Below are 20,500 nucleotides of genomic sequence, written 5' to 3'. Positions count from 1 at the left end.
ATCATGAATGTTGCCCAGGGAACGGGAACCTCTGCAAACCTTTACCCGTCCGCTCAATCACAGTCTGACACCCAGCCGGTAACGGCCTCTGGCCAATGGACAGTCTGCAAATCGAACAGCAAGCTGCTAACCCCTCCTTCCAGGGAATCTGTGCGACAGGGGCTACTGCTGGCCGCTGACAGCGGACGTCTGGCGCTTCGGCGAATTACGTCGTCCAGAGAAGAAAAATACCTTTCTGCCAAGAGGGCACCGAGGCCCTGCACCCTCGCCCTGCCGGGGGCAATGATGCCCACCCAGCGCGTACCAGAAGATCGTGGCGAATGGATGGTAGGCATTGTTAATCCACAATGCCTGTATGTCTACAAACGTAACGCAGTGACCGGCAGGCTGCTGGAGCCTGGCTATAGTCCGGAAGATCTGCACGTAAAACTACTGCCTGATCTACAATCTGCCCTCGATAGACGTCTTGAGCGTGGCGAACAAGTCATCTGGAGAGTTTATCCTCGTTTCACCTCGGGACATCTGCAGGCAGACGGAACGTTCAGTTTGCCAAAATTCAAACCGGGTCTATGTACCTGCTCAAAGGATTTCCCGGAACTGGTGCTCACCCATTACAGCAGAGAAGACATCAAATGCTTCTGTGTTTATAACGATGCACAGAAAAATATCTCCGATATCCTCAGGGACAAGCGTCAGTGTGAAAAAGTATTGAAGCTTGACCCCTTGCCTCTGGTTGTTTATTGCCACCGCACAGGTTCTGTTCAGGTCTATTTTGAAGATGAGCTGGACAGTAGGCACCTGGCGGGGAATGAGCGCTCACTGAATGATTTTGCGTTCTCAAACAACCTATACCCGGACACTTTCAGAGCCCTGTTGAATCTGCTGCCAATGTCTTTGCGGGCAAAGACACTGAGTTCGAAATTAACCTTCTCACCTGATCTTATGCACAAATTGCAACAGGCCATCGAATTGGTAAGTGATCGCTGTTCATACAATTATGAGAAGCTTTTGGAACTAAAACAAAGTGGCTTACCCATTCACAAGCGTTTTAATTATGGAGAACGGTATATATCTTTGCTCGAACTGTTGCTGTTTTCCGAAATGGGCACAAACGATGCGCATGAGGAAACCCGGGAACATGAAAAAGAAGCGCGTCGCTTACTTCATCTGCTTCTGCAGAGCGGGGCAGGGATGGAGATAACCATTCCCTACATTAAAAGAATGGGCGATCGCACATCTGAGGTCATATCGGCGTGCGCAATGGATTATATCGTGGCTGCCTTTGGTCCATTTGATTTTCTGACCCTGAAACATCTCGAGAGAATACCTTTAATCGGTTGCCCGGGAAACGTCGTTGAATTTAACCGAATCTGTCAGGGGCTCAGTCAAGTGCAAATACAGCAACGTATGATGAAGGTATTGGATGTGAGTTTTGAACCTCCACCCCTCGACATCATCAAATCCCACTTGCTAGCCCTCTTTCATTACGGTGCTTGCCTGGACGAAATGACTCTGGATTGCCATCAGCTATTTCTGGACAAATATTGCGGTCGCAGAATGAAGATTGCTGATAATTTTACTGTGGCTGATTTTATCCCGTGGGTTAAAAAACTCTGGGACGAGAGGAACACCTATCCTTTATTCCAGAATTGGCCGGAACATCTGGAGCAGGCTGAGAAGGAGATCAAGGATCTGAAACAATCTCTCAGCCTGAACGACTCTGGCCCATCCAGCCCATTGGCAAGTTCATTGACAATCGAAACACCATCGGAATTAAAGTTTATCGAGGATGCGTTCAGCAAATCGCCGGTCTTGCCTGATCTTGTCGGCGATAATGAAAAAACCATCCTGAAGGTATTGCAGCATTACTACCGCCGTCCGGGACCAGAACGGGTGATCCGGAGCCTTTATAGACAAACCTTGCCAACCGTGTGGAAACCTCTGCACAGTTGCAGTCATGTCCTGCGGGCCAGAAATAATGGGCACTGGTATATGGAATTGCTGGAGAAATTTCAGCAGTGTTCCTTGCGCCCGGACAAAAAAGAACTCCTGTCGCTGGCGATTATCTACCATGATGCGGCTGCCGAAGATGTCGACAAATCAGCTGAAGAAACCCGTTCAGCTGAATATTTCAAACGGGACCTGGCTGGACACTACCCTGAAGCGCTGCTGGCTGATATGGCCGAGGCAATGATCAGCAAGGAAAACGATATTGAGGGTAAAGACGAGCAGAACCTGTCTGTGTCAGTGCGTTGGTATCTGCGGATATTACGCTTTGCGGATCGCATGGACGTTATCCGTGGTTGCGGGGTTGGGGATGATTTTCCCCAATTAACGGCGACTCGAACCTGGGGTTTTGACGCTGGACGTCTTGACTTACCAACCCAGCTGACTGAAGAGTTTACCTCCGAGCCTGACAACAAGAGTGAATTCCAACGTCATCTGGAAGCCGCCATGCATGGTGCGGCTGATCTGGCGCGGGTAACCGGGCGACTTAACGATCAGCGCAACAAAGATTACACCAAAGTCTACGGTCTGATTGGCAATGGCTCAAAAATCTCTGAAAACTTCGAATGGACCACTGAGCCAGTAAAGAGAATGAACCAGTTTATTGACGACAATGTCCGCCGCAAAATAGCCCAGGAGGCCGGAATCATTGTCTGTTCAGATCCTGATCACCAGGCCTGCAAGGCTGATCAGGACAAAGGGATTACTTATGGTATTCATAACAGCTGGTATGACCTGAGGCAGGTAGAGCTTCCGGCCGGCATGACGCTGCTGGAAAAGATGCAGTACGAACATGACCCGTCGCTGCTGAGCCTGGCAACTCAGCAAACATTGGAACAAGAGGTGCAGCGGCTCAGAAGGGAAGGGATACGAATGAATCCGGGCACCATGAAGCGGGAAACACTGCTTTCGCCGAAAGCCCAGTCAGTGCTGGAAGACCGGGGTATTACCGTGGTCAGCGATAAGCGTCCCTACTTCAACAACGAGGGCAACCCGGAAGAATGGGAAATGCTGGTGCCAAAGAAGATGCCAAAGCCTGATGCCCGGAGCAAACCAGCAGGGGTGACCGATAGCACGAATGGTATAAGAACCTGATGGAACTTTTCGCCAGCCAGTGACTCCAACAAAATGGAGACCCCGTATGGGAAGCTGTCGCAAAACTCCAACAGCTTGTTCCCATGCTCTGAGGTCGTCATTCCCGCGAAGGCGGGAATCCAGCGCCAACGGTGGATCTCTGCCTTCTCGGGGATGACAAGGCCAAGGGGGCATCGGGCAGTATGGTTCTGGTGGTGAGTCTGTGTGGATTCCCGCCTTCGCGGGAATGACGAGAATGAAGTCGGGAATGACGAGAATGAAGTCGGGAATGACGAGAATGAAGCCGGGAATGACGAGAATGAAGCCGGGAATGACAGGAGTCAACTCGTTCCCACGCTTGAGAGAGTTTTGCGACACCCTCATGGAAATGGGTTAGTAATTTATTTTACAGGAGTATTACCATGGATGCAGCCCAAGGAACAGGAGCCTCTGCAAGCCTTTACCCGCCTCCGCAATCAAAGTCTGACACCCAGTCGGTAACGGCCTCTGGCCAATGGACAGTCTGCGAATCCACCAGCAGGCTGCTAGCCGATCCTTCCAGAGAGTCTGAGCGACAAAAGCTATTGCTGGCCGCTGAAAGTGGACACCTGGCGTTTCGGCGAATTGGATTGACTGAAGAAGACAATTACTTTTCAGTTAAGGGGGCACCAAGACCCTTCACCCTCGCCCTGCCAGGGAGAATGATGCCCACCCAGCCTTTGCCAGAACGTTATGGCAAATGGATGGTAGGCATTGTTGATCCACAATGCCTGTATGTCTACAAACGTAATGCAGAGACCAGAAACCTCCAGTACGGCGCATCTCCGGAAGAACTGATAGCAAAACTACTGCCTCACTTGCAATCATTGCTCGATGTACGTCTTGAGCGTTGCAATCAGGTCATTTGGAAAATTTACCCTCATCGTTTCACCTCAGGCCATCTGCAGGCGGATGGGACATTCAGTTTACCAAAATTGAAACTCAACGATGGCACCCGCTCACTTGACTACCCGGAACTGTTGCTCAACAAATACAGTAAAAAAGACATCAAATGCTTTTGCGTATACAAGGATGCACAGATAAATATTTCCGACATCCTGGAGGACAAGCGCCAGTGTGAAAAGGTATTGAAGGTTGGACCTTTGCCTCTGGTTGTTTATTGCCACCGCACAGGTTCTGTACAGGTCTATTTTGCTGATGAGCTGGACAGTCTGTACCTGACCATGAATGAGCGTTCTCTAAATGATTTTGCGCTTTCACAGGGCTTGGCCCCAAACCATTTCAGAGACATGTTGAATCTGCTGCCAATGTCTTTGCGCGCAAAGGCACTGAGTTCGGAAGCAACCGTCTCAGCTGATCCGGATGTCATAGACAAACTGCAACAGGCCATTGAGCTGGTAAGTGATCCCTTTCTTTACAGTTATGAGAGGCTTCTGGAGTTTAAACAGAGTGGCTTGCCAATTCACCAGTGTTTTTTCCATGGAGGAAGAGTTCAATCTTTACTTGGCATGCTGCTGGGTTCCGAAGTGTACAGAAACATGCAGCCAGAACACGAACAGACTCTGAAACAGGAGGACGAAGCCTGGCGCCTATGTCAGTTACTTCTGCGCAGCGGTGCGAGGCTGGAGGAGTATTTTTATCTTATTAAGAAAATGGAGGCTCCCGACGTACCTGTAATCCCGGCTGGAATATTCGATTGTTTTGTGGCTGCCTCTGCTCCATTTGAGTTCCTGACCCTGAGACATCTCAAGTGGTACCCTTTGACCGGCTGTCCGGGATGCGTCGTTGAATTTGACCGTATCTGTCGCGGTCTCAGTAAACGGCAGCAGCAGGATTGCCTGGAAAGGGTATTAAATTATGTGGTAACTCTGGATAATCGAACCCTCAAACATATTCAGCTCAGCTTATTGGCCCTGTTTCATTATCAGGCTTCCGTGGACAAAAACGTTCTGGATGAACTTGAATCCTATCTGTATGTGTATTGCGAAGAAGATGAGAATATCATTGATGATTTTCTCGTGGCTGATTATGTCGAATGGGTTGGAAATCTATGGGAGAAACGGGAAACCTATCCTTTCTACCAGAATTGGCCAAAGCATGTCCGGCAGGCTCAGCAGGACATCAGGGATCTGAAACAATCTCTCGGTCTGGGCGATTCTCAAAACCTGGCAACACCATTGGCAACCGAAACACCAGCGGCATTAAAGTTTGTGGTGGACGCCTTCAGCAAAGCGCCGGTCCTGCCCGGTAATGTCGGCGATAATGAAAAAACCATCCTGAAGGTATTGCAGCATTATTATCGCCGTCCGGGACCGGAACGGGTAATCCAGAGCCTTGGCATGCAAACCATGCCAACCGTGTGGAAACCCCTGCACAGCTGCAGTCATGTCCTGCGGTCCAGAAATAATGGACACTGGTATATGGAATTGCTGGAGAAATTTCAGCAGTGTTCCCTGAAAGAACAAGAAAAAGAACTCCTGTCGCTGGCGATTATCTACCATGATGCGGCTGCCGAAGATGTCGACAAATCAGCGGAAGAATCAAGTTCAGCTGAATATTTCAAACGGGACCTGGCTGGGCACTACCCTGAAAAGCTGGTGGCCGATGTGGCAATGGCGATAGTCAGCAAGGAAAACGATGTTAAGGGTAAAGAGGAGCAGAACCTGCCTGACGCTGTGCGCTGGTATCTGCGCATATTACGCTTTGCAGATCGCATGGATGTTATCCGTGGTTGCGGGGTCGGGGCTGATTTTCCCGGATTAACGGTGACTCGAACTCTGGGTTTTGACGCTACACGTCTTGACTTACCATCGCAACTGACCGGTGAGTTTAGCGCCTGGTCTTTCAACAAGAGTGAATTCCAACGTCATCTGGAAGCCGCCATGCACGGTGCGGCCAATCTGGCGCGGGTAACCGGGCAACTTCAAGACCAGCGCAAAAAAGATTACATCAAAGTCTACGGTCTGGACGACAATGGCGCAAAGATCTCTGAAAACTTTGAATGGACCACTGAGCCGGTAAAGAGAATGGACCAGTTTATTGACAACAATGTCCGGCGCAAAATCGCTCAGGAGGCCGGGATTATTGTCTGTTCAGACCCCAACCACCAAGCCTGCAAGGCGGATCAAAACAAAGGAATCACTTATGGTATTCATAACAGCGGGTATGACCTGGGGCAGGTAGAGCTTCCGGCCGCAATGACGCTGCTGGAAAAGATGCAGTACGAACATGACCCTTCGCTGCTCAGCCAGACAGCACAACAGGCCATAGCACAAGAGGTGCAGCGACTGAAGAGCGAAGGTATACGGATGAATCCGGGCACCTTGACCCAGGAAACGCTGTATTCGGAAGAAGCCCAAAAAGTGCTGAGGGAGCGGGGGATTGTTGTGGTCAGCGAGAAGCGTCCCTACTTTAACAACGATGGCTTCCCGAGAAAACGGAAAATGCTGGTGCCAAAAAAGATAGCAAAGCCTGATTGAGAATACGCCAGCAGGTTGGCATGAACAGTCCTTTGATCTTGCTATGAAGTCCATGCCGCTTCGGGCAACAGGACCTTGCCGGAACTTTTTCCCAGTTAATCACTCTAACTATTGAGGCCATTCGCAATGAGCCTGTCCCGGGTAATTTAATAAACAGGAGTTCAACATGAATAATGTTGGCAGCAAAGCCGGTATACGCTCCTCATTTCGGTTAAGGGAAGATAAACCTGACAATAGGGAGAAAAAAAAGGAAATACCAAAAAAGTATGGAAGGCATCAAAAACAGACAAAGGTTTCTGAAAGAATAATCTCATCGAGTTCCGAAACTGATAGTCATTCGTCAAAAAAGACCGGTTTCAAATCTGAAAGCTACAGTTTGTCAGAGTTAACATCTTGCTCTGAGACTGGTAGCCGTTCGTCAACAAAAACTGTTTACGGGTCTGATCACGGTCGTTGGTCAGCGGCAAAGTCTGACTCTGAGACTTATAGCTGTTCGTCAACAAAAACTGTTTACGGATCTGGTCGCAGTCATGGCTCAGCGTCTGACTCTGAGGCTGATAGCCCTTCGCCAAGAAAAACTCGTTACGGATCTGATCGCAGTTATTGCTCAGAGTCTGATTCTGAGGCTGATAGCCCTTCGTCAGGAAAAGCTCGTTACGGATCTGATCGCAGTTATTGCTCAGCGTCTGATTCTGAGGCTGATAGCCCTTCGTCAGGAAAAGCTCGTTACGGATCTGATCGCAGTTATTGCTCAGCGTCTGACTCTGAGGCTGATAGCCCTTCGTCAGGAAAAACTCGTTACGGATCTGATCGCAGTTATTGCTCAGCGTCTGACTCTGAGGCTGATAGCCCTTCGCCAAGAAAAACTCGTTACGGATCTGATCGCAGTTATTGCTCAGCGTCTGACTCTGAGGCTGATAGCCCTTCGTCAAGAAAAACTCGTTACGGATCTGATCGCAGTTATTGCTCAGCGTCTGATTCTGAGGCTGATAGCCCTTCGTCAGGAAAAACTCGTTACGGATCTGATCGCAGTTATTGCTCAGCGTCTGACTCTGAGGCTGATAGCCCTTCGCCAAGAAAAACTCGTTACGGATCTGATCGCAGTTATTGCTCAGCGTCTGACTCTGAGGCTGATAGCCCTTCGTCAAGAAAAACTCGTTACGGATCTGATCGCAGTTATTGCTCAGCGTCTGACTCTGAGGCTGATAGCCCTTCGTCAAGAAAAACTCGTTACGGATCTGATCGCAGTTATTGCTCAGCGTCTGACTCTGAGGCTGATAGCCCTTCGTCAAGAAAAATTCGTTACGGATCTAATCGCAGTTATTGCTCAGCGTCTGACTCTGAGGCTGATAGCCCTTCGCCAGGAAAAACTCGTCACGGATCTGATCGCAGTTATTGCTCAGCGTCTGACTCTGAGGCCGATAGCCCTTCGTCAGGAAAAACTCGTTACGGATCTGATCGCAGTTATTCCTCAGCGTCTGACTCTGAGGCCGATAGCCCTTCGTCAGGAAAAACTCGTTACGGATCTGATCGCAGTCATTCCTCAGAGTCTGAGGCTGATAGCCCTTCGTCAGGAAAAACTCGTTATGGATCTGATCGCAGTCATTCCTCAGAGTCTGAGGCTGAATCTGATAGCCGTTCGTCAAGGTCAGATAACTCATACAAAACTTATGAATCTGTTGAAATGACTCACATAGCTCAGTTACTTGAGAGGTATAATCGTCTATTAATTGACCCCAACTTATCCGATTTTAAAATACAAGGAATACCAGGCAGAGATGAGTTCAGGAAAAAATATAAAAAGCTGGTATTAAGAATACACCCAGACAAAGCAGGAAAAGATAAAGAGGAATTATTTAAAACAATTTTTCCTATTTGTGAAGAACTTATGGAAAAATTATAGAGGTACTAGTTTGGTGTGTATTCATACTCTCCCGCCTCGATCATGGAACTTTTCGCCAGCCAGTGACTCCAAAAAAAGGTAGCCCCCCACAGGAAAGTGGGTAAGTAATAATTTTACAGGAGTATTACCATGAATGTTGCCCAGGGAACGGGAACCTCTGCAAACCTTTACCCTCCCACGCAATCAAAGTCTGACACCCAGTCGGTAACGGCCTCTGGCCAATGGACAGTCTGCGAATCGACCAGAAGGCTGCTACCCGGTCCTTCCAGGGAATCTGAGCGACAAGAGTTACTGCAGGCCGCTGAGACTGGACGCCTGGCGTTTCGGCGAATCAGATTGACTGAAGAAAACGATTACTTCTCGGGTCAGCGGGCACCAAGACCCTTCACACTCGCCCTGCCGGGGGGAATGATGCCCACTAAGCCCATTCCAAAAATAGATTTTGGTAAATCGATGGTAGGCATTGTTGATCCACAATGCCTGTATGTCTATAAATTTGATGGATATACCGGACGTTTGCTGATAGATTCAAGTGCCACTCCGGAAACACTGCGAGCAAAACTACTGCCTGATCTGCAATCATCGCTCAATAGACGTCTTGAGCATGGTAATCAGGTCATCTGGAGAGTTTATCCTCATCGTTTTACCTCGGGACATCTGCAAGAGGATGGAACGTTCAGTTTACCAAAATTGAAATACGACAATGACATCCCTTTTCTCGACTACCCGGAACTGGTGCTCACCCAATATGACAAAGAAGACATCAAATGCTTCTGTGCATACAAAGATGCACAGATAAATATTGCCGAGATCCTGGGGGACAAGCGTCAGTGTGAAAAGGTATTGAAGATTAAATCCCTGCCTCTGGTTATATATTGCTATCGCACAGGTTCTGTTGAGGTTTATTTTGATGATGAGCTGAACAATAAACACCTGGCCAGGAATGAGGATTCTATGGATTATTTTGCGATTTCACAGGGCATAGCCCCGGAAAATTTCAGAGCCATGTTGAATCTACTGCCAATGTCTTTGCGGACAGAGGCACTGAGTTCGGAATTAACCGTCTCCCCAGATGCCAGTCACAAGTTACAACAGGCCATCAAACTGGTCAGTAATCCTCGTTATTACAGTTACGAGGAACTTCTGAAATTAAAACAGAGTGGCTTGGCAATTCACCAGCCTTTTTTTCAGAAAGGACATTTTAAATCTTTGCTTGATATGCTCCTGACTCAGGAAATGTTCAGAAACGAACAGACGGATCAGGAGCAAAGTCAGAAACAGGAGGAAACAGCCGACCGAATGTTTCGGCTGATTTTGCAAAGTGGGGCAAGTCTGCCGAAAGAGTGGTGTTTGAAATTCATTGAACGGATGGACGACTCTTTCTCTTATACAATGCCACCGGGCATTATGAATTGTATGCTGGCAGCCTTTAGACCATTTAAATTCCTGACTCTGCTCCATCTCAGGAGGATATCTTTGTCCGCCTGTCCGGGAGCCCTTGTTGAATTTGACCGCATTTGCCAGAGGCTTAGTCAACAGCAACGGCAGGACGCTCTGGAACAGATATTGCGACAAGATTTGAACGATCGTTGCCGCGCCACTCTCGACACCGTCCAGTCTCACTTACTAGCCCTGTTTTCCTTCGGAGCTTCCCTGAACAAAAACTTTCTGAAATCTTTTCAATCCTGTCTGCAAAAGGAATATCGTGAAGGTGAGAAAGTTATTGCTGATTTTTCTGCGGATGATTACATCACATGGCTTAAAAAACTGTGGGATCAACGAGCAACACATTCTCTGTACCAGAATTGGCCAGAGCATGTCCGGCAGGCTGAGCGGGACATCAGGGACCTGCAACAATCTCTCGATCAGGTCGATTCTGGCCCATCGGCAACAGCATTGACAGCTCAGGCACCGGCGGCATTAAAGTTTGTGGTGGACGCCTTCAGCAAGCCGCCGGTCCTGCCAGATACTGTCGGCGATAATGAAAAAACCATTCTAAAGGTATTGCTGCATTATTACCGCCGTCCGGGACCGGAACGGGTGGTCCGGAGCCTTGGCAGACAGACCATCCCAGCCGTGTGGAAACCCCTGCACAGTTGCAGTCATGTCCTGCGAGCCAGGAATAATGGGCACTGGTATATGGAATTGCTGAAGAAATTTCAACAGTGTTCCCTGAGCAAACAAGAAAAAGAACTCCTGTCTCTGGCGATTATCTACCATGACGCTGCTGCCGAAGATGTTGACAAATCAGCGGAAGAAACAAGGTCAGCCGAGTACTTCAAACGCGACCTGACCGGGCACTACCCCAAACAGCTGCTGGAGAATATAGTGCTGGCAATGGTCAGCAAGGAAAACGATGTCGAGGGTAAGGATGAACAGAACCTGCCTGACTCTGTGCGCTGGTATCTGCGCATATTACGCTTTGCGGATCGAATGGACTTTATCCGTTGTTCTGGGATTGGGGCTGATTTTCCCGGATTAACAGCGACTCGAACTCAGGGTTTTGACGCTACACGTCTTGACATACCACCACAGCTGACTGGAGATTTTACCGCCGAGCCTGACGACAGGACTGAATTCCAACGTCATCTCGAAGCCGCCATGCACGGTGCGGCTGATCTGGCGCGGGTAACCGGGCAACTTCAAGATCGGCGCAAAAAAAACTACACCCGGGTCTACGGTCTGAATAGCGATGCTTCAAAGATCTCTGAAAACTTTGAATGGACAACTGAACCAGTGCAGAGAATGAACCAGTTTATTGACAACAACGTCCGCCGCAAAATGGCTCAGGAGGCCGGCATTATTGTCTGTTCAGACCCCAGTCACCAAGCCTGCAAGGCGGATCAGAAAAAAGGGATCACTCGAGGTATTCATAACAGCTGGTATGATCTGAGGCAGGTGACGATTCCGGCCGGAATGACGCTGCTGGAAAAGATGCAGTACGAACATGACCCGTCGCTGCTGAGCCCGGCAACACAAAAAGCATTGGCGAAAGAGGTGCAGCGGCTGAAGAGCGAAGGTATTCGGATGAATCCGGGCACCTTGACGCAAACCACGCTGACTTCGGAGGAAGCCCGAAAGGTGCTGGAACAGCGGGGTATTGCCGTGGTCAGCGAGAAGCGTCCCTTCTTGACCAACCAAGGTTTCCCGAGAGAACGGGAAATGCTGGTGCCTAAGGAGATATTCAAGCCTGATGCTCAGAGCGAACCAGTCACTTCAGGAACGGCAAAAGCCCCCCTTAAGTAAGTGTCAGGTGTCTCTGTGCACTCTCTCAATGTCTGCTATGCTGACTGCTCCTACAACAAATGATAATGGTACGCATTATGTCACTGGAACTTCGTGTAGAGAGGCTTGAATCCCATTTTGAATCGCTGGATAACGCTGTACACCGGCTCATTGAGGTTACTGGGGAAACACAGAAGATTGTGCTCGAAAACCAGCGAGAGACCCGGCTCATGTTTGAACGGCAAGACCGCAAGATAGAGGCTTACCAGTCTGAGAACCGCAAACGTTTTGACCAGCACGACAAACGTTTTGACCAGCACGACGAACGTTTTGACCAGCTCGACAAACGTTTTGACCAGCACGACGAACGTTTTGACCAGCACGACAAACGTTTTGACCAGCACGACAAACGTTTTGACCAGCACGACGAACGTTTTGACCAGCACGACAAACGTTTTGACCAGCACGACAAACGTTTTGACCAGCACGACAAACGTTTTGACCAGCACGACAAACGTTTTGACCAGCTCGACAAACGTTTTGACCAGCACGACGAACGTTTTGACCAGCACGACGAACGTTTTGACCAGCTCGACAAACGTTTTGACCAGCACGACAAACGTTTTGACCAGCACGACGAACATTTTGACAAAATAGAAAAAACTCTCGCCATCATCGTAAAGCACGTTCAGAAATAACCACGCCACCTAAAAAAAATTCCCGTGGATTGCCTGTTGACAACCACTGATTTAAAGGGTGAATAGCAAGATCGGAGGAAAACCATGAATGTTGCCCAGGGAATGGGTGTCTCTGCCAGCCCGTGCACTCCTTCTCAAGCAAATTTTGACACCCAGTCCGTGACTGCCTCCGGCCACTGGACAGTCTGCGAATCAACCAGCAAGCTACTACCCTGCCACCCCAGGGAATCAGAGCGACAAGAGCTACTGCGGGCCGCTAAGAGTGGGCTTCTGGCGTTCCGGCGAATTGAATTGACTAAAGAAGAAGATTACTTTTCGGGTAAAGGAGTACCAAGACCCTTTACCCTCGCCCTGCCTGGGGGAATGATGCCCATCGGGCCCGTACCACAAAGGTATGGTAAATGGATGCTAGGCATGGTTGATCCACAATGCCTCTATCTCTATAAACGTAACGCATCCACGAGACGGCTTCTGGCGGAGTCTGACGCAACTCCGGATAATCTGAGAGTAAAATTACTGCCTGATCTGCAATCGTTGCTTGGTAGACTTCTTGAGCATGCTGATCAAGTCTTCTGGAGAACTTATCCTCACCGTTTAAGGGACTGTCGCAGAACTCCAACAACTCGTTCCCACGCTGGATCGAGGGTGTCGCAAAACTCCAACAGCTTGTTCCGATGCTCTGAGGTCGTCATTCCCGCGAAGGCGGGAATCCAGCGCCAAGGTGGATCTCTGCCTTCGCGGGGATGACAAGGCCAGGGGGGCACCGGGCAGTATGGTTCTGGTGGTGAGTCAGTGTGGATTCCCGCCTTCGAGGCTGTCGCAAAAGCCCAACAACTCGTTCCCATGCTCTGAGGTCGTCATTCCCGCGAAGGCGGGAATCCAGCGCCAACGGTGGATCTCTGCCTTCTCGGGGATGACAAGGCCAAGGGGGCATCGGGCAGTATGGTTCTGGTGGTGAGTCTGTGTGGATTCCCGCCTTCGAGACTGTCGCAAAACTCTAACAACTCGTTCCCACGCTCTGAGGGTGTCGCAAAACTCCAACAGCTTGTTCCCATGTTCAGAGGTCGTCATTCCCGCGAAGGCGGGAATCCAGCGCCAACGGTGGATCTCTGCCTTCTCGGGGATGACAAGGCCAAGGGGGCATCGGGCAGTATGGTTCTGGTGGTGAGTCTGTGTGGATTCCCGCCTTCGAGACTGTCGCAAAACTCTAACAACTCGTTCCCACGCTCTGAGGGTGTCGCAAAACTCCAACAGCTTGTTCCCATGCTCAGAGGTCGTCATTCCCGCGAAGGCGGGAATCCAGCGCCAACGGTGGATCTCTGCCTTCTCGGGGATGACAAGGCCAAGGGGGCATCGGGCAGTATGGTTCTGGTGGTGAGTCTGTGTGGATTCCCGCCTTCGAGACTGTCGCAAAACTCTAACAACTCGTTCCCACGCTCTGAGGGTGTCGCAAAACTCCAACAGCTTGTTCCCATGCTCAGAGGTCGTCATTCCCGCGAAGGCGGGAATCCAGCGCCAACGGTGGATCTCTGCCTTCTCGGGGATGACAAGGCCAAGGGGGCATCGGGCAGTATGGTTCTGGTGGTGAGTCTGTGTGGATTCCCGCCTTCGAGGCTGTCGCAAAAGCCCAACAACTCGTTCCCATGCTCTGAGGTCGTCATTCCCACGAAGGCGGGAATCCAGCGCCAACGGTGAATCTCTGCCTTCTCGGGGATGACAAGGCCAGGGGGGCACCGGGCAGTATGGTTCTGGTGGTGAGTCTGTGTGGATTCCCGCCTTCGAGACTGTCGCAAAACTCTAACAACTCGTTCCCACGCTCTGAGGGTGTCGCAAAACTCCAACAGCTTGTTCCCATGCTCAGAGGTCGTCATTCCCGCGAAGGCGGGAATCCAGCGCCAACGGTGGATCTCTGCCTTCTCGGGGATGACAAGGCCAGGGGGGAACCGGGCAGTATGGTTCTGGTGGTGAGTCTGTGTGGATTCCCGCCTTCGAGGCTGTCGCAAAAGCCCAACAACTCGTTCCCATGCTCTGAGGTCGTCATTCCCGCGAAGGCGGGAATCCAGCGCCAACGGTGAATCTCTGCCTTCTCGGGGATGACAAGGCCAGGGGGGCACCGGGCAGTATGGTTCTGGTGGTGAGTCTGTGTGGATTCCCGCCTTCGAGACTGTCGCAAAACTCTAACAACTCGTTCCCACGCTCTGAGGGTGTCGCAAAACTCCAACAGCTTGTTCCCATGCTCAGAGGTCGTCATTCCCGCGAAGGCGGGAATCCAGCGCCAACGGTGGATCTCTGCCTTCTCGGGGATGACAAGGCCAAGGGGGCATCGGGCAGTATGGTTCTGGTGGTGAGTCTGTGTGGATTCCCGCCTTCGCGGGAATGACGAGAATGAAGCCGGGAATGACGGGAGTCAACTCGTTCCCTCGCTGGAGAGGGTTTTGTGACACCCGCCTTCGCGGGAATGACGAGAATGAAGAGTTTTGCGACAGCCTCCTTCGCGGGGATGACGGGAATAAAGCCGGGAATGACTGGAGTCAACTCATTCCCACGCTGGGGAGAGTTTTGCGACAGCCTCTTTAACCTCGGGGCATCTGCCAGGATGCCTGGCCGAGAATAGTCTGCCCTACGCGGCAACTGCTCCTGCGTTGCTCTAGCTCCTGCATCCATGCAGTCGTCGGCAACTGCTCCTGCGTTGCTCTAGCTCCTGCATCCATGCAGTCGTGCGGCGGCATCAAATTGGTCTGAAAATCCGCTTTTGTTCGTCAAATAGCTCGCTATTCACCGGGTAGAAGGAGCTACCAATTGTAGCTCCAACCCCCTCAGATCCCGGCGTGCGGATTTCCCGCACCGGGCTCTTCGATATTTGACTCACAGCACAGCCATGGATTTCATTGCCATAAAAGGCAGCATTATCCTCGGTTTCTGTAGCGGCAGAAGCTGCTTGAGGTTATGGTACTTTTCCCATGGAATCTTGCCTTTCCGGCATCGGCTACACAGCATCTTGTACCAGTAGCGGTCAACAAACCGGTAAAGCTTCTCCATACTTCGGAAGTTTCCTCCCAGACCGTAATACGCATAATGCCCACTCAACCGTCGATTGATCGCTGTCACTTGTTCGTGCAGCGGATCATGGCGTATTCGTCTCAGCAGTTCCTTCAGTTTGGCTATGCTGCGTCTTAGGCGGGATTTTTCCGTTCTCCTTCCCACCATGAAGTTTCCTTTCAGATTCCTTGTGCAGTAGTGCGTAAAGCCAAGGAAGTAAACCGTTTCCGATCGTCTTCCCCCACGACTGGCAAAACGTCCGAACCTGACTAACCGGGTTTTATCCGGCTCCAGTTTCAACGCAAATTTCTCCAGTCGCTGTGGCAGCACATTCATGAACCGCTCCGCATCACTGCGATACTGAAAACACACCACAAAGTCATCAATATACCTGATCAGCCATGCCTCGCCTTTTAGCCGGGGCTTGACCTTGCACTCGAACCAGAGGTCAAGCACATAATGCAGGTACAGGTTGCTCAGAACTACGCTGATCGGCCCACCCTGAGGCGTACCTTCTTCACACTCTTGCAACTCCCCGGCCTCCATCACCCCGGCTTTCAACCAGCGCCGTATAAGGTTCAGGATTCTGGGATCACCGACCCGGTGTTCCACAAAACGAAGCAGCCATCCATGGTCAAGACTCCCAAAGAAGTTCTTCAAGTCCGCTTCCAGCACCCAGCTGACCTTTCGGCCTGAAACCACCTCGTTAAAAGTGGACAGGGCATGGTGCGCTCCCAGTCGTGGCCTGCCACCCATGGAACAGGGCAAAAAGTCCTGCTCATAAATAGCATTCAGCACATCAGCAACACTTCGCTGCAAAGCCCGGTCATTGATGCAGGGAACACCCAGAGGGCGCTTTTCCTTTTTCCCCGGCTTGGGTATCCATGCCCTTTTGACCGGCGGTGCCTTGTAGCCTTGCCGATGGATAGACGTCAGTGTCTGTTGCAACCACCGCTTAAAGTCTTTCTTTGTCTCTTCGACAGTCAGCCCATCGACTCCGGGCGATGTGTTGTGTGGAATCTTGTTCAGATTCATACACAGGCTCGCCGGGGTAATATGATGTGCCAGACTTGTGAAGCGAAGTTTCGGATAACTCCGGGCTTTCGCTGCTACCCTCTCCAGTCCCGTTGCCATGGCTGGTTTACCTTCTCACTGCGTAAAAGACCGTAACTCCCTCAGATGTGGAGCCCATGTTTCCCTGGAAAGGCTCAAATACCGCCAGCCGCTTCCCCATGTGACGGGCTCTCCCCGCCTCGGAGTACTATCAGCTGGTCTGACTTCCTGAACGTCATCAAGTCGTTCTTGCTTTACAGGCTCGTCGGACCCTACAGGCTCCGCCTGAACGTTCAGGATCTCCCTTGTTCACGTAAAATCATTCGATAACATGCCGTGGGTACGAACCCCGGAAGCAGTCGGGATGCCTTGTCATTAGCGGAGCTCCCGACTTCCGCTTTCCCCATTGAGAAAGAAGGTCAGCCACTTCAACCACGTTCAATTTCGGGGCTAATTATCCCTTAGCAGACGTTACGGCCTGTTATCACCCTGTCTACGCTTCGCAGTAGTCGTTACCTTCTACCACGCAAGACTCGGTACACGGCTGCCGACCACAGCTTTACCGCGATGACCATTTCAGGTCACAAGATTTTACGCGCTTGCAAGGCGCAATCCTCACAAAACCGAATTTTCATCCTCAATTTTCTGCCGTCCTCGCTACGGGGTCGCCTAGACGGGGTCGCCTAGACGGGGTCGCCTAGACGGGCGCTATTCTCGGTCAGCCTCCTAATGGAACTTTTTACCAACCAGTGACTCCAAAGACTTTAGAATCCACCTATACGGAAGTGGGTAAATAATAAGCTTTGCTGGAGTATTACCATGCATGTTGCCCAAACCTCTGCAAGCCCCCCCTCAACTGAAACAAAAATTGACACCCAGTCGGCAACTGCCTCAGGCCAATGGGCAGTCAGGGAATCAACCTGCAAGCTGCTACCGCGTCATCCCAGAGAGTGTGAACGACAAGAGCTACTGTGGGCCGCTGAGAGCGGACGCCTGGCATTTCGGCGAATTAAATGGACTAAAGAAAAAAATTACTTTTCCGGCAAGGGGGCACCAAGGCCCTTCACCCTCGCCTTGTCTGGGGAGATGATGCCCACCGAGCGCGTACCAGAATGGTTTGGTAAATGGATGGTAGGCATTGTTGATCCACAATGCCTGTATGTTTATAAATACAACGCAGGAACCAAACGACTGATGACGGAGTCTGGCTTAACACCGGAAAAACTGGAAATAAAACTGCTGCCTCATCTGCGATCATTGCTTGATAGACGTCTTGAGCGAGGCAATCAAGTCTTCTGGCAAGTTTATCCTGCTTCTTTCACCTCGGGACATCTGCGAACCAATGGGACGTTCAGTTTACCGAAATTGAAACCCGGGCATTTTCCCTTCTCTGGTGATTTCCCGGAACTGGTGCTCACCCACTACAACAAGGAAGACATCAAATGCATTTGCGTTTATAAGGACGCACAGATAAATATTTCCGATATCCTGCGGGACAAGCGTGAGTGTGAAGATGCACTGAAGCTTAAACCCTTGCCTCTGGTTGTTTATTGCCAACACACAGGTTCTGTTCAGGTTTATTTTGATGATGAGCTGAACAATTCACGTCTGACCATGAATGAGCGTTCTCTGGATAATTTTGCGTTCTCACAGGGCATAGCCCCGGAACATTTCAAAGCTGTGTTGAATCTACTACCCATGTCTTTGCGGGCAGAGGCATTGAGTTCAGAATTGACCATCTCGGCAGATTTTAGACACAAATTACAACAGGCCATCAAGCTGGTAAAAAATCCCTCTTCATACAGCTATGAGAAACTTCTGGAATTAAAACAAAGCGGCTTGCCCATTCACCAGCATTTTTTTCACAAAGGCGTTCGTCAGTCTTTGCTTGAAATGTTGGTGTCTTCCGAGATTCGCAGGCACGCTTGGTCAGAGCATGAGCAAACAAAGAAACAGGAAGAAGAAGCTTGTCGCTTACTTCGGCTGCTTCTGCAGAGCGGAGCAAGGCTGAGGGGTGACATTTCCAAAAGGGCCTGTATGAAGACTTTCATGGAACCGATAATGCCAGCGGGCGTATTGAATTATATGGTGGCTGTCTCTGCTCCACTTGATTATCTGACCCTCAAACATCTCAGTAGAATACCGTTAACCGATTGCCCGGGAGGTATTGTTGAATTTGACCGAATCTGCCAGAGACTCAGTCAACGACAGCTGCAGAGCAGTCTGGAAAAGATGTTGCATTATCCCCATGACTATAACCCTCCAACTCTCGACAACGTCCAGTGCCAACTACTGGCTCTGTTTCGTTACGGGGCAGTTCTGAAAAAAGCCTCCATAGATCATTTTAAATCCCATGTGCCGGGTAGATACCATGAAGGAGAGAGGAAGATTATTGATGATTTTTCTCTGCAAGATTACATCAAATGGCTTAAAAAACTATGGCATCAAAGGAAAAAGCACCCTTTCTACCAGAATTGGCCAGAGCATGTCTGGCGGGCTCAGCAGGACATTGCGGACCTGAAACAATCTCTCGATCAGGACGATTCTGGCGCATCAGCAACGGCATTGGCAGCCAAGGCACCAGCGGCATTACAGTTTATGGTGGATGCATTCAGCAAATCACCAGTCATGCCTGATTATGTCGGCGATAATGAAAAAACCATCCTGAAGGTATTACAACATTATTACCGCCGTCCGGGACCGGAACGAGTGGTCCAGAGCCTTGGCAGACAGACCATGCCAGCAGTGTGGAAACCCCTGCACAGTTGCAGTCATGTCCTGAGAGCCAGGAATAATGGGCACTGGTATATGGAATTGCTGGAGAAATTTCAGCTGTGTTCCCTGAGAAAACAAGAAAAAGAACTCCTGTCTCTGGCGATTATCTATCATGACGCCGCTGCCGAAGATGTTGACAAATCCGTGGAAGAATCAAGGTCAGCTGATTACTTCAAACGGGACCTGGCCGGGCACTACCCTGAACAGCTACTCAAGGATATGGCACTGGCGATGGCCAGCAAGGAAAACGATGTCAAGGGCGGCGATCAGCAGAACCTGTCTGAGTCCGTGCGCTGGTATCTGCGCATATTACGCTTTGCAGATCGAATGGACGTTATCCGTGGTTGCGGGGTTGGGGCTGATTTTCCCGGATTAACAGTGGCTCGAACTCTGGGTTTTGACGCCACACGTCTCGACTTACCACCACAGCTGACCAGAAGGCTTACCTCCGGGTCTCGCAACAAGACCGAATTCCAACGTCATCTGGAAGCCGCCATGCACGGTGCGGCTGATCTGGCGCGGGTAACATGGCCACTTTACGATCAGCGCAAAAAAAACTACACACAAGTCTACGGTCTGAATGCCAATGGCTCAAAGATCTCTGGGAACTTTGAATGGACAACCGAGCCAGTGCAGAGAATGAACCAGTTTATTGATGACAATGTTCGGCGCAAAATGGCCCGGAAGGCTGGAATGATTGTCTGTTCAGACCCCAGACACCGAACCTGCAAGGCTGATCAGAACAAAGGGGTCACTTATGGTATTCATAACAGCTGGTATGATCTGGGACAGGTGGCGATTCCGGCCAGAATGACATTGTTGGAAAAGATGCAGTACGAACATGACCCGTCGCTGCTGAGCCCGGCAACACAAAAGGCAATAGAGCAAGAGGTGCAGCGGCTGAAGAGCGAAGGTATACAGATGAACCTGGGCACCCTGACGCAAAAAACGCTGGCTTCGGAGAAAGCCCAGAAAGTGCTGAAACAGCGGGGGATTGCCGTGGTCAGCGAAAAACGCCCCTACTTTACCGATGATGGCCTCCCGAGAGAATGGAAAATGCTGGTGCCAAAGAAGACAGCCAGTCCTGATGCTCAGGACAATGCGCCAGAAGGGCGGGCATGCACAATTATTTGATCTCGCTAAAAAAATATAGCTGAGACGGAACTTTACAGCGGTCAGTTACTCTAAGGGCTTCAGAATCCCTCCAAACGAGAGCAGGAGGAAAACAATAAGTTACACAGGAGTAT

15 protein-coding genes are annotated in these 20,500 nt (G+C 50.4%); 8 read left to right on the top strand and 7 right to left on the bottom strand.

All coding sequences use genetic code 11. The features are described 5' to 3' along the window. The first annotated feature begins 3 nt into the window (after positions 1-3). The 6 genes from P6910_RS05630 to P6910_RS05605 all read left to right on the top strand — a co-directional run bounded on the left by P6910_RS05630 (position 4) and on the right by P6910_RS05605 (position 12,386). A complete protein-coding gene (locus tag P6910_RS05630) occupies positions 4-3,102 on the top strand; it encodes a hypothetical protein (protein ID WP_317145307.1) in 3,099 nt (1,032 codons plus the stop codon). 401 nt (positions 3,103-3,503) lie between these two features. Next, positions 3,504-6,560: a hypothetical protein gene (locus P6910_RS05625; RefSeq protein WP_317145306.1), complete on the top strand. Its 3,057-nt coding sequence runs from the start codon at positions 3,504-3,506 to the stop codon at positions 6,558-6,560. 530 nt (positions 6,561-7,090) lie between these two features. Further along, a complete protein-coding gene (locus P6910_RS05620) occupies positions 7,091-8,248 on the top strand; it encodes a hypothetical protein (protein ID WP_317145305.1) in 1,158 nt (385 codons plus the stop codon). Further along, a complete protein-coding gene (locus P6910_RS05615; RefSeq protein ID WP_317145304.1) occupies positions 8,245-8,463 on the top strand; it encodes a DnaJ domain-containing protein in 219 nt (72 codons plus the stop codon). The genes P6910_RS05620 and P6910_RS05615 overlap by 4 nt, the downstream gene beginning before the upstream one ends. Before the next feature lie 129 nt (positions 8,464-8,592). Continuing rightward, positions 8,593-11,709, top strand: coding sequence for a hypothetical protein (locus tag P6910_RS05610; RefSeq protein ID WP_317145303.1), 3,117 nt, complete (start codon positions 8,593-8,595; stop codon positions 11,707-11,709). A 77-nt stretch (positions 11,710-11,786) separates the two neighbouring features. Further along, positions 11,787-12,386 carry a hypothetical protein gene (locus tag P6910_RS05605; protein ID WP_317145302.1) on the top strand — a complete coding sequence of 200 codons (600 nt, stop codon included), beginning with the start codon at positions 11,787-11,789 and terminating at the stop codon, positions 12,384-12,386. 587 nt (positions 12,387-12,973) lie between these two features. Here the strand turns inward: P6910_RS05605 and P6910_RS05600 are convergent. Genes P6910_RS05600 through P6910_RS05575 form a run of 6 tightly spaced genes read right to left on the bottom strand, consistent with a single transcriptional unit; the run spans position 12,974 to position 14,797 of the window. Continuing rightward, the gene (locus P6910_RS05600; RefSeq protein WP_317145301.1) at positions 12,974-13,231 is read right to left on the bottom strand and encodes a hypothetical protein; all 258 of its coding nucleotides are present in this window, start codon (positions 13,229-13,231) and stop codon (positions 12,974-12,976) included. Continuing rightward, on the bottom strand, positions 13,176-14,075 hold the full coding sequence (locus P6910_RS05595) for a hypothetical protein (protein ID WP_317145300.1): 900 nt from the start codon (positions 14,073-14,075) through the stop codon (positions 13,176-13,178). Before P6910_RS05595 ends, P6910_RS05600 begins: the two co-directional genes overlap by 56 nt. Next, positions 14,044-14,241: a hypothetical protein gene (locus tag P6910_RS05590; protein WP_317145299.1), complete on the bottom strand. Its 198-nt coding sequence runs from the start codon at positions 14,239-14,241 to the stop codon at positions 14,044-14,046. Before P6910_RS05590 ends, P6910_RS05595 begins: the two co-directional genes overlap by 32 nt. A 2-nt stretch (positions 14,242-14,243) precedes the next feature. Beyond that, positions 14,244-14,411 (bottom strand): hypothetical protein, encoded by a 168-nt coding sequence (locus P6910_RS05585; RefSeq protein ID WP_317145298.1) that lies wholly within the window; start codon positions 14,409-14,411, stop codon positions 14,244-14,246. A gap of 12 nt (positions 14,412-14,423) precedes the next feature. Continuing rightward, positions 14,424-14,621: a hypothetical protein gene (locus P6910_RS05580; RefSeq protein WP_317145297.1), complete on the bottom strand. Its 198-nt coding sequence runs from the start codon at positions 14,619-14,621 to the stop codon at positions 14,424-14,426. A 2-nt stretch (positions 14,622-14,623) separates the two neighbouring features. Then, the gene (locus P6910_RS05575; RefSeq protein WP_317145296.1) at positions 14,624-14,797 is read right to left on the bottom strand and encodes a hypothetical protein; all 174 of its coding nucleotides are present in this window, start codon (positions 14,795-14,797) and stop codon (positions 14,624-14,626) included. Here P6910_RS05575 and P6910_RS05570 point away from each other — a divergent pair. Further along, positions 14,784-14,963, top strand: a complete 180-nt coding sequence (locus P6910_RS05570; RefSeq protein WP_317145295.1) for a hypothetical protein — start codon at positions 14,784-14,786, stop codon at positions 14,961-14,963. The two genes, P6910_RS05575 and P6910_RS05570, sit on opposite strands and share 14 nt — an antisense overlap. A 288-nt stretch (positions 14,964-15,251) precedes the next feature. On the opposite strand, the gene ltrA is transcribed toward P6910_RS05570, so the two are convergent. Beyond that, a complete protein-coding gene (ltrA, locus tag P6910_RS05565) occupies positions 15,252-16,559 on the bottom strand; it encodes a group II intron reverse transcriptase/maturase (protein WP_317145294.1) in 1,308 nt (435 codons plus the stop codon). 738 nt (positions 16,560-17,297) lie between these two features. On the opposite strand from ltrA, the gene P6910_RS05560 reads away from it, so the two are divergent. Further along, entirely contained in the window at positions 17,298-20,387 is a 3,090-nt protein-coding gene (locus P6910_RS05560; RefSeq protein WP_317145293.1) for a hypothetical protein, read from the top strand. Positions 20,388-20,500 lie beyond the last annotated feature (113 nt).

This window comes from Endozoicomonas sp. 8E (assembly GCF_032883915.1).
Classification (GTDB): domain Bacteria; phylum Pseudomonadota; class Gammaproteobacteria; order Pseudomonadales; family Endozoicomonadaceae; genus Endozoicomonas_A.
This window is presented reverse-complemented; position numbering and strand designations above follow the sequence as displayed.

Bases quoted from the DNA above. Each gene is read 5' to 3' on its own strand.
- P6910_RS05630 (WP_317145307.1), top strand. From the start codon at position 4: ATGAATGTTGCCCAGGGAACGGGAACCTCTGCAAACCTTTACCCGTCC.
- P6910_RS05625 (WP_317145306.1), top strand. From the start codon at position 3,504: ATGGATGCAGCCCAAGGAACAGGAGCCTCTGCAAGCCTTTACCCGCCT.
- P6910_RS05620 (WP_317145305.1), top strand. From the start codon at position 7,091: ATGGCTCAGCGTCTGACTCTGAGGCTGATAGCCCTTCGCCAAGAAAAA.
- P6910_RS05615 (WP_317145304.1), top strand. From the start codon at position 8,245: ATGACTCACATAGCTCAGTTACTTGAGAGGTATAATCGTCTATTAATT.
- P6910_RS05610 (WP_317145303.1), top strand. From the start codon at position 8,593: ATGAATGTTGCCCAGGGAACGGGAACCTCTGCAAACCTTTACCCTCCC.
- P6910_RS05605 (WP_317145302.1), top strand. From the start codon at position 11,787: ATGTCACTGGAACTTCGTGTAGAGAGGCTTGAATCCCATTTTGAATCG.
- P6910_RS05600 (WP_317145301.1), bottom strand. From the start codon at position 13,231: ATGGGAACGAGTTGTTGGGCTTTTGCGACAGCCTCGAAGGCGGGAATC.
- P6910_RS05590 (WP_317145299.1), bottom strand. From the start codon at position 14,241: ATGGGAACAAGCTGTTGGAGTTTTGCGACACCCTCAGAGCGTGGGAAC.
- P6910_RS05585 (WP_317145298.1), bottom strand. From the start codon at position 14,411: ATGGGAACGAGTTGTTGGGCTTTTGCGACAGCCTCGAAGGCGGGAATC.
- P6910_RS05580 (WP_317145297.1), bottom strand. From the start codon at position 14,621: ATGGGAACAAGCTGTTGGAGTTTTGCGACACCCTCAGAGCGTGGGAAC.
- P6910_RS05570 (WP_317145295.1), top strand. From the start codon at position 14,784: ATGACGGGAGTCAACTCGTTCCCTCGCTGGAGAGGGTTTTGTGACACC.
- ltrA (WP_317145294.1), bottom strand. From the start codon at position 16,559: ATGGCAACGGGACTGGAGAGGGTAGCAGCGAAAGCCCGGAGTTATCCG.
- P6910_RS05560 (WP_317145293.1), top strand. From the start codon at position 17,298: ATGCATGTTGCCCAAACCTCTGCAAGCCCCCCCTCAACTGAAACAAAA.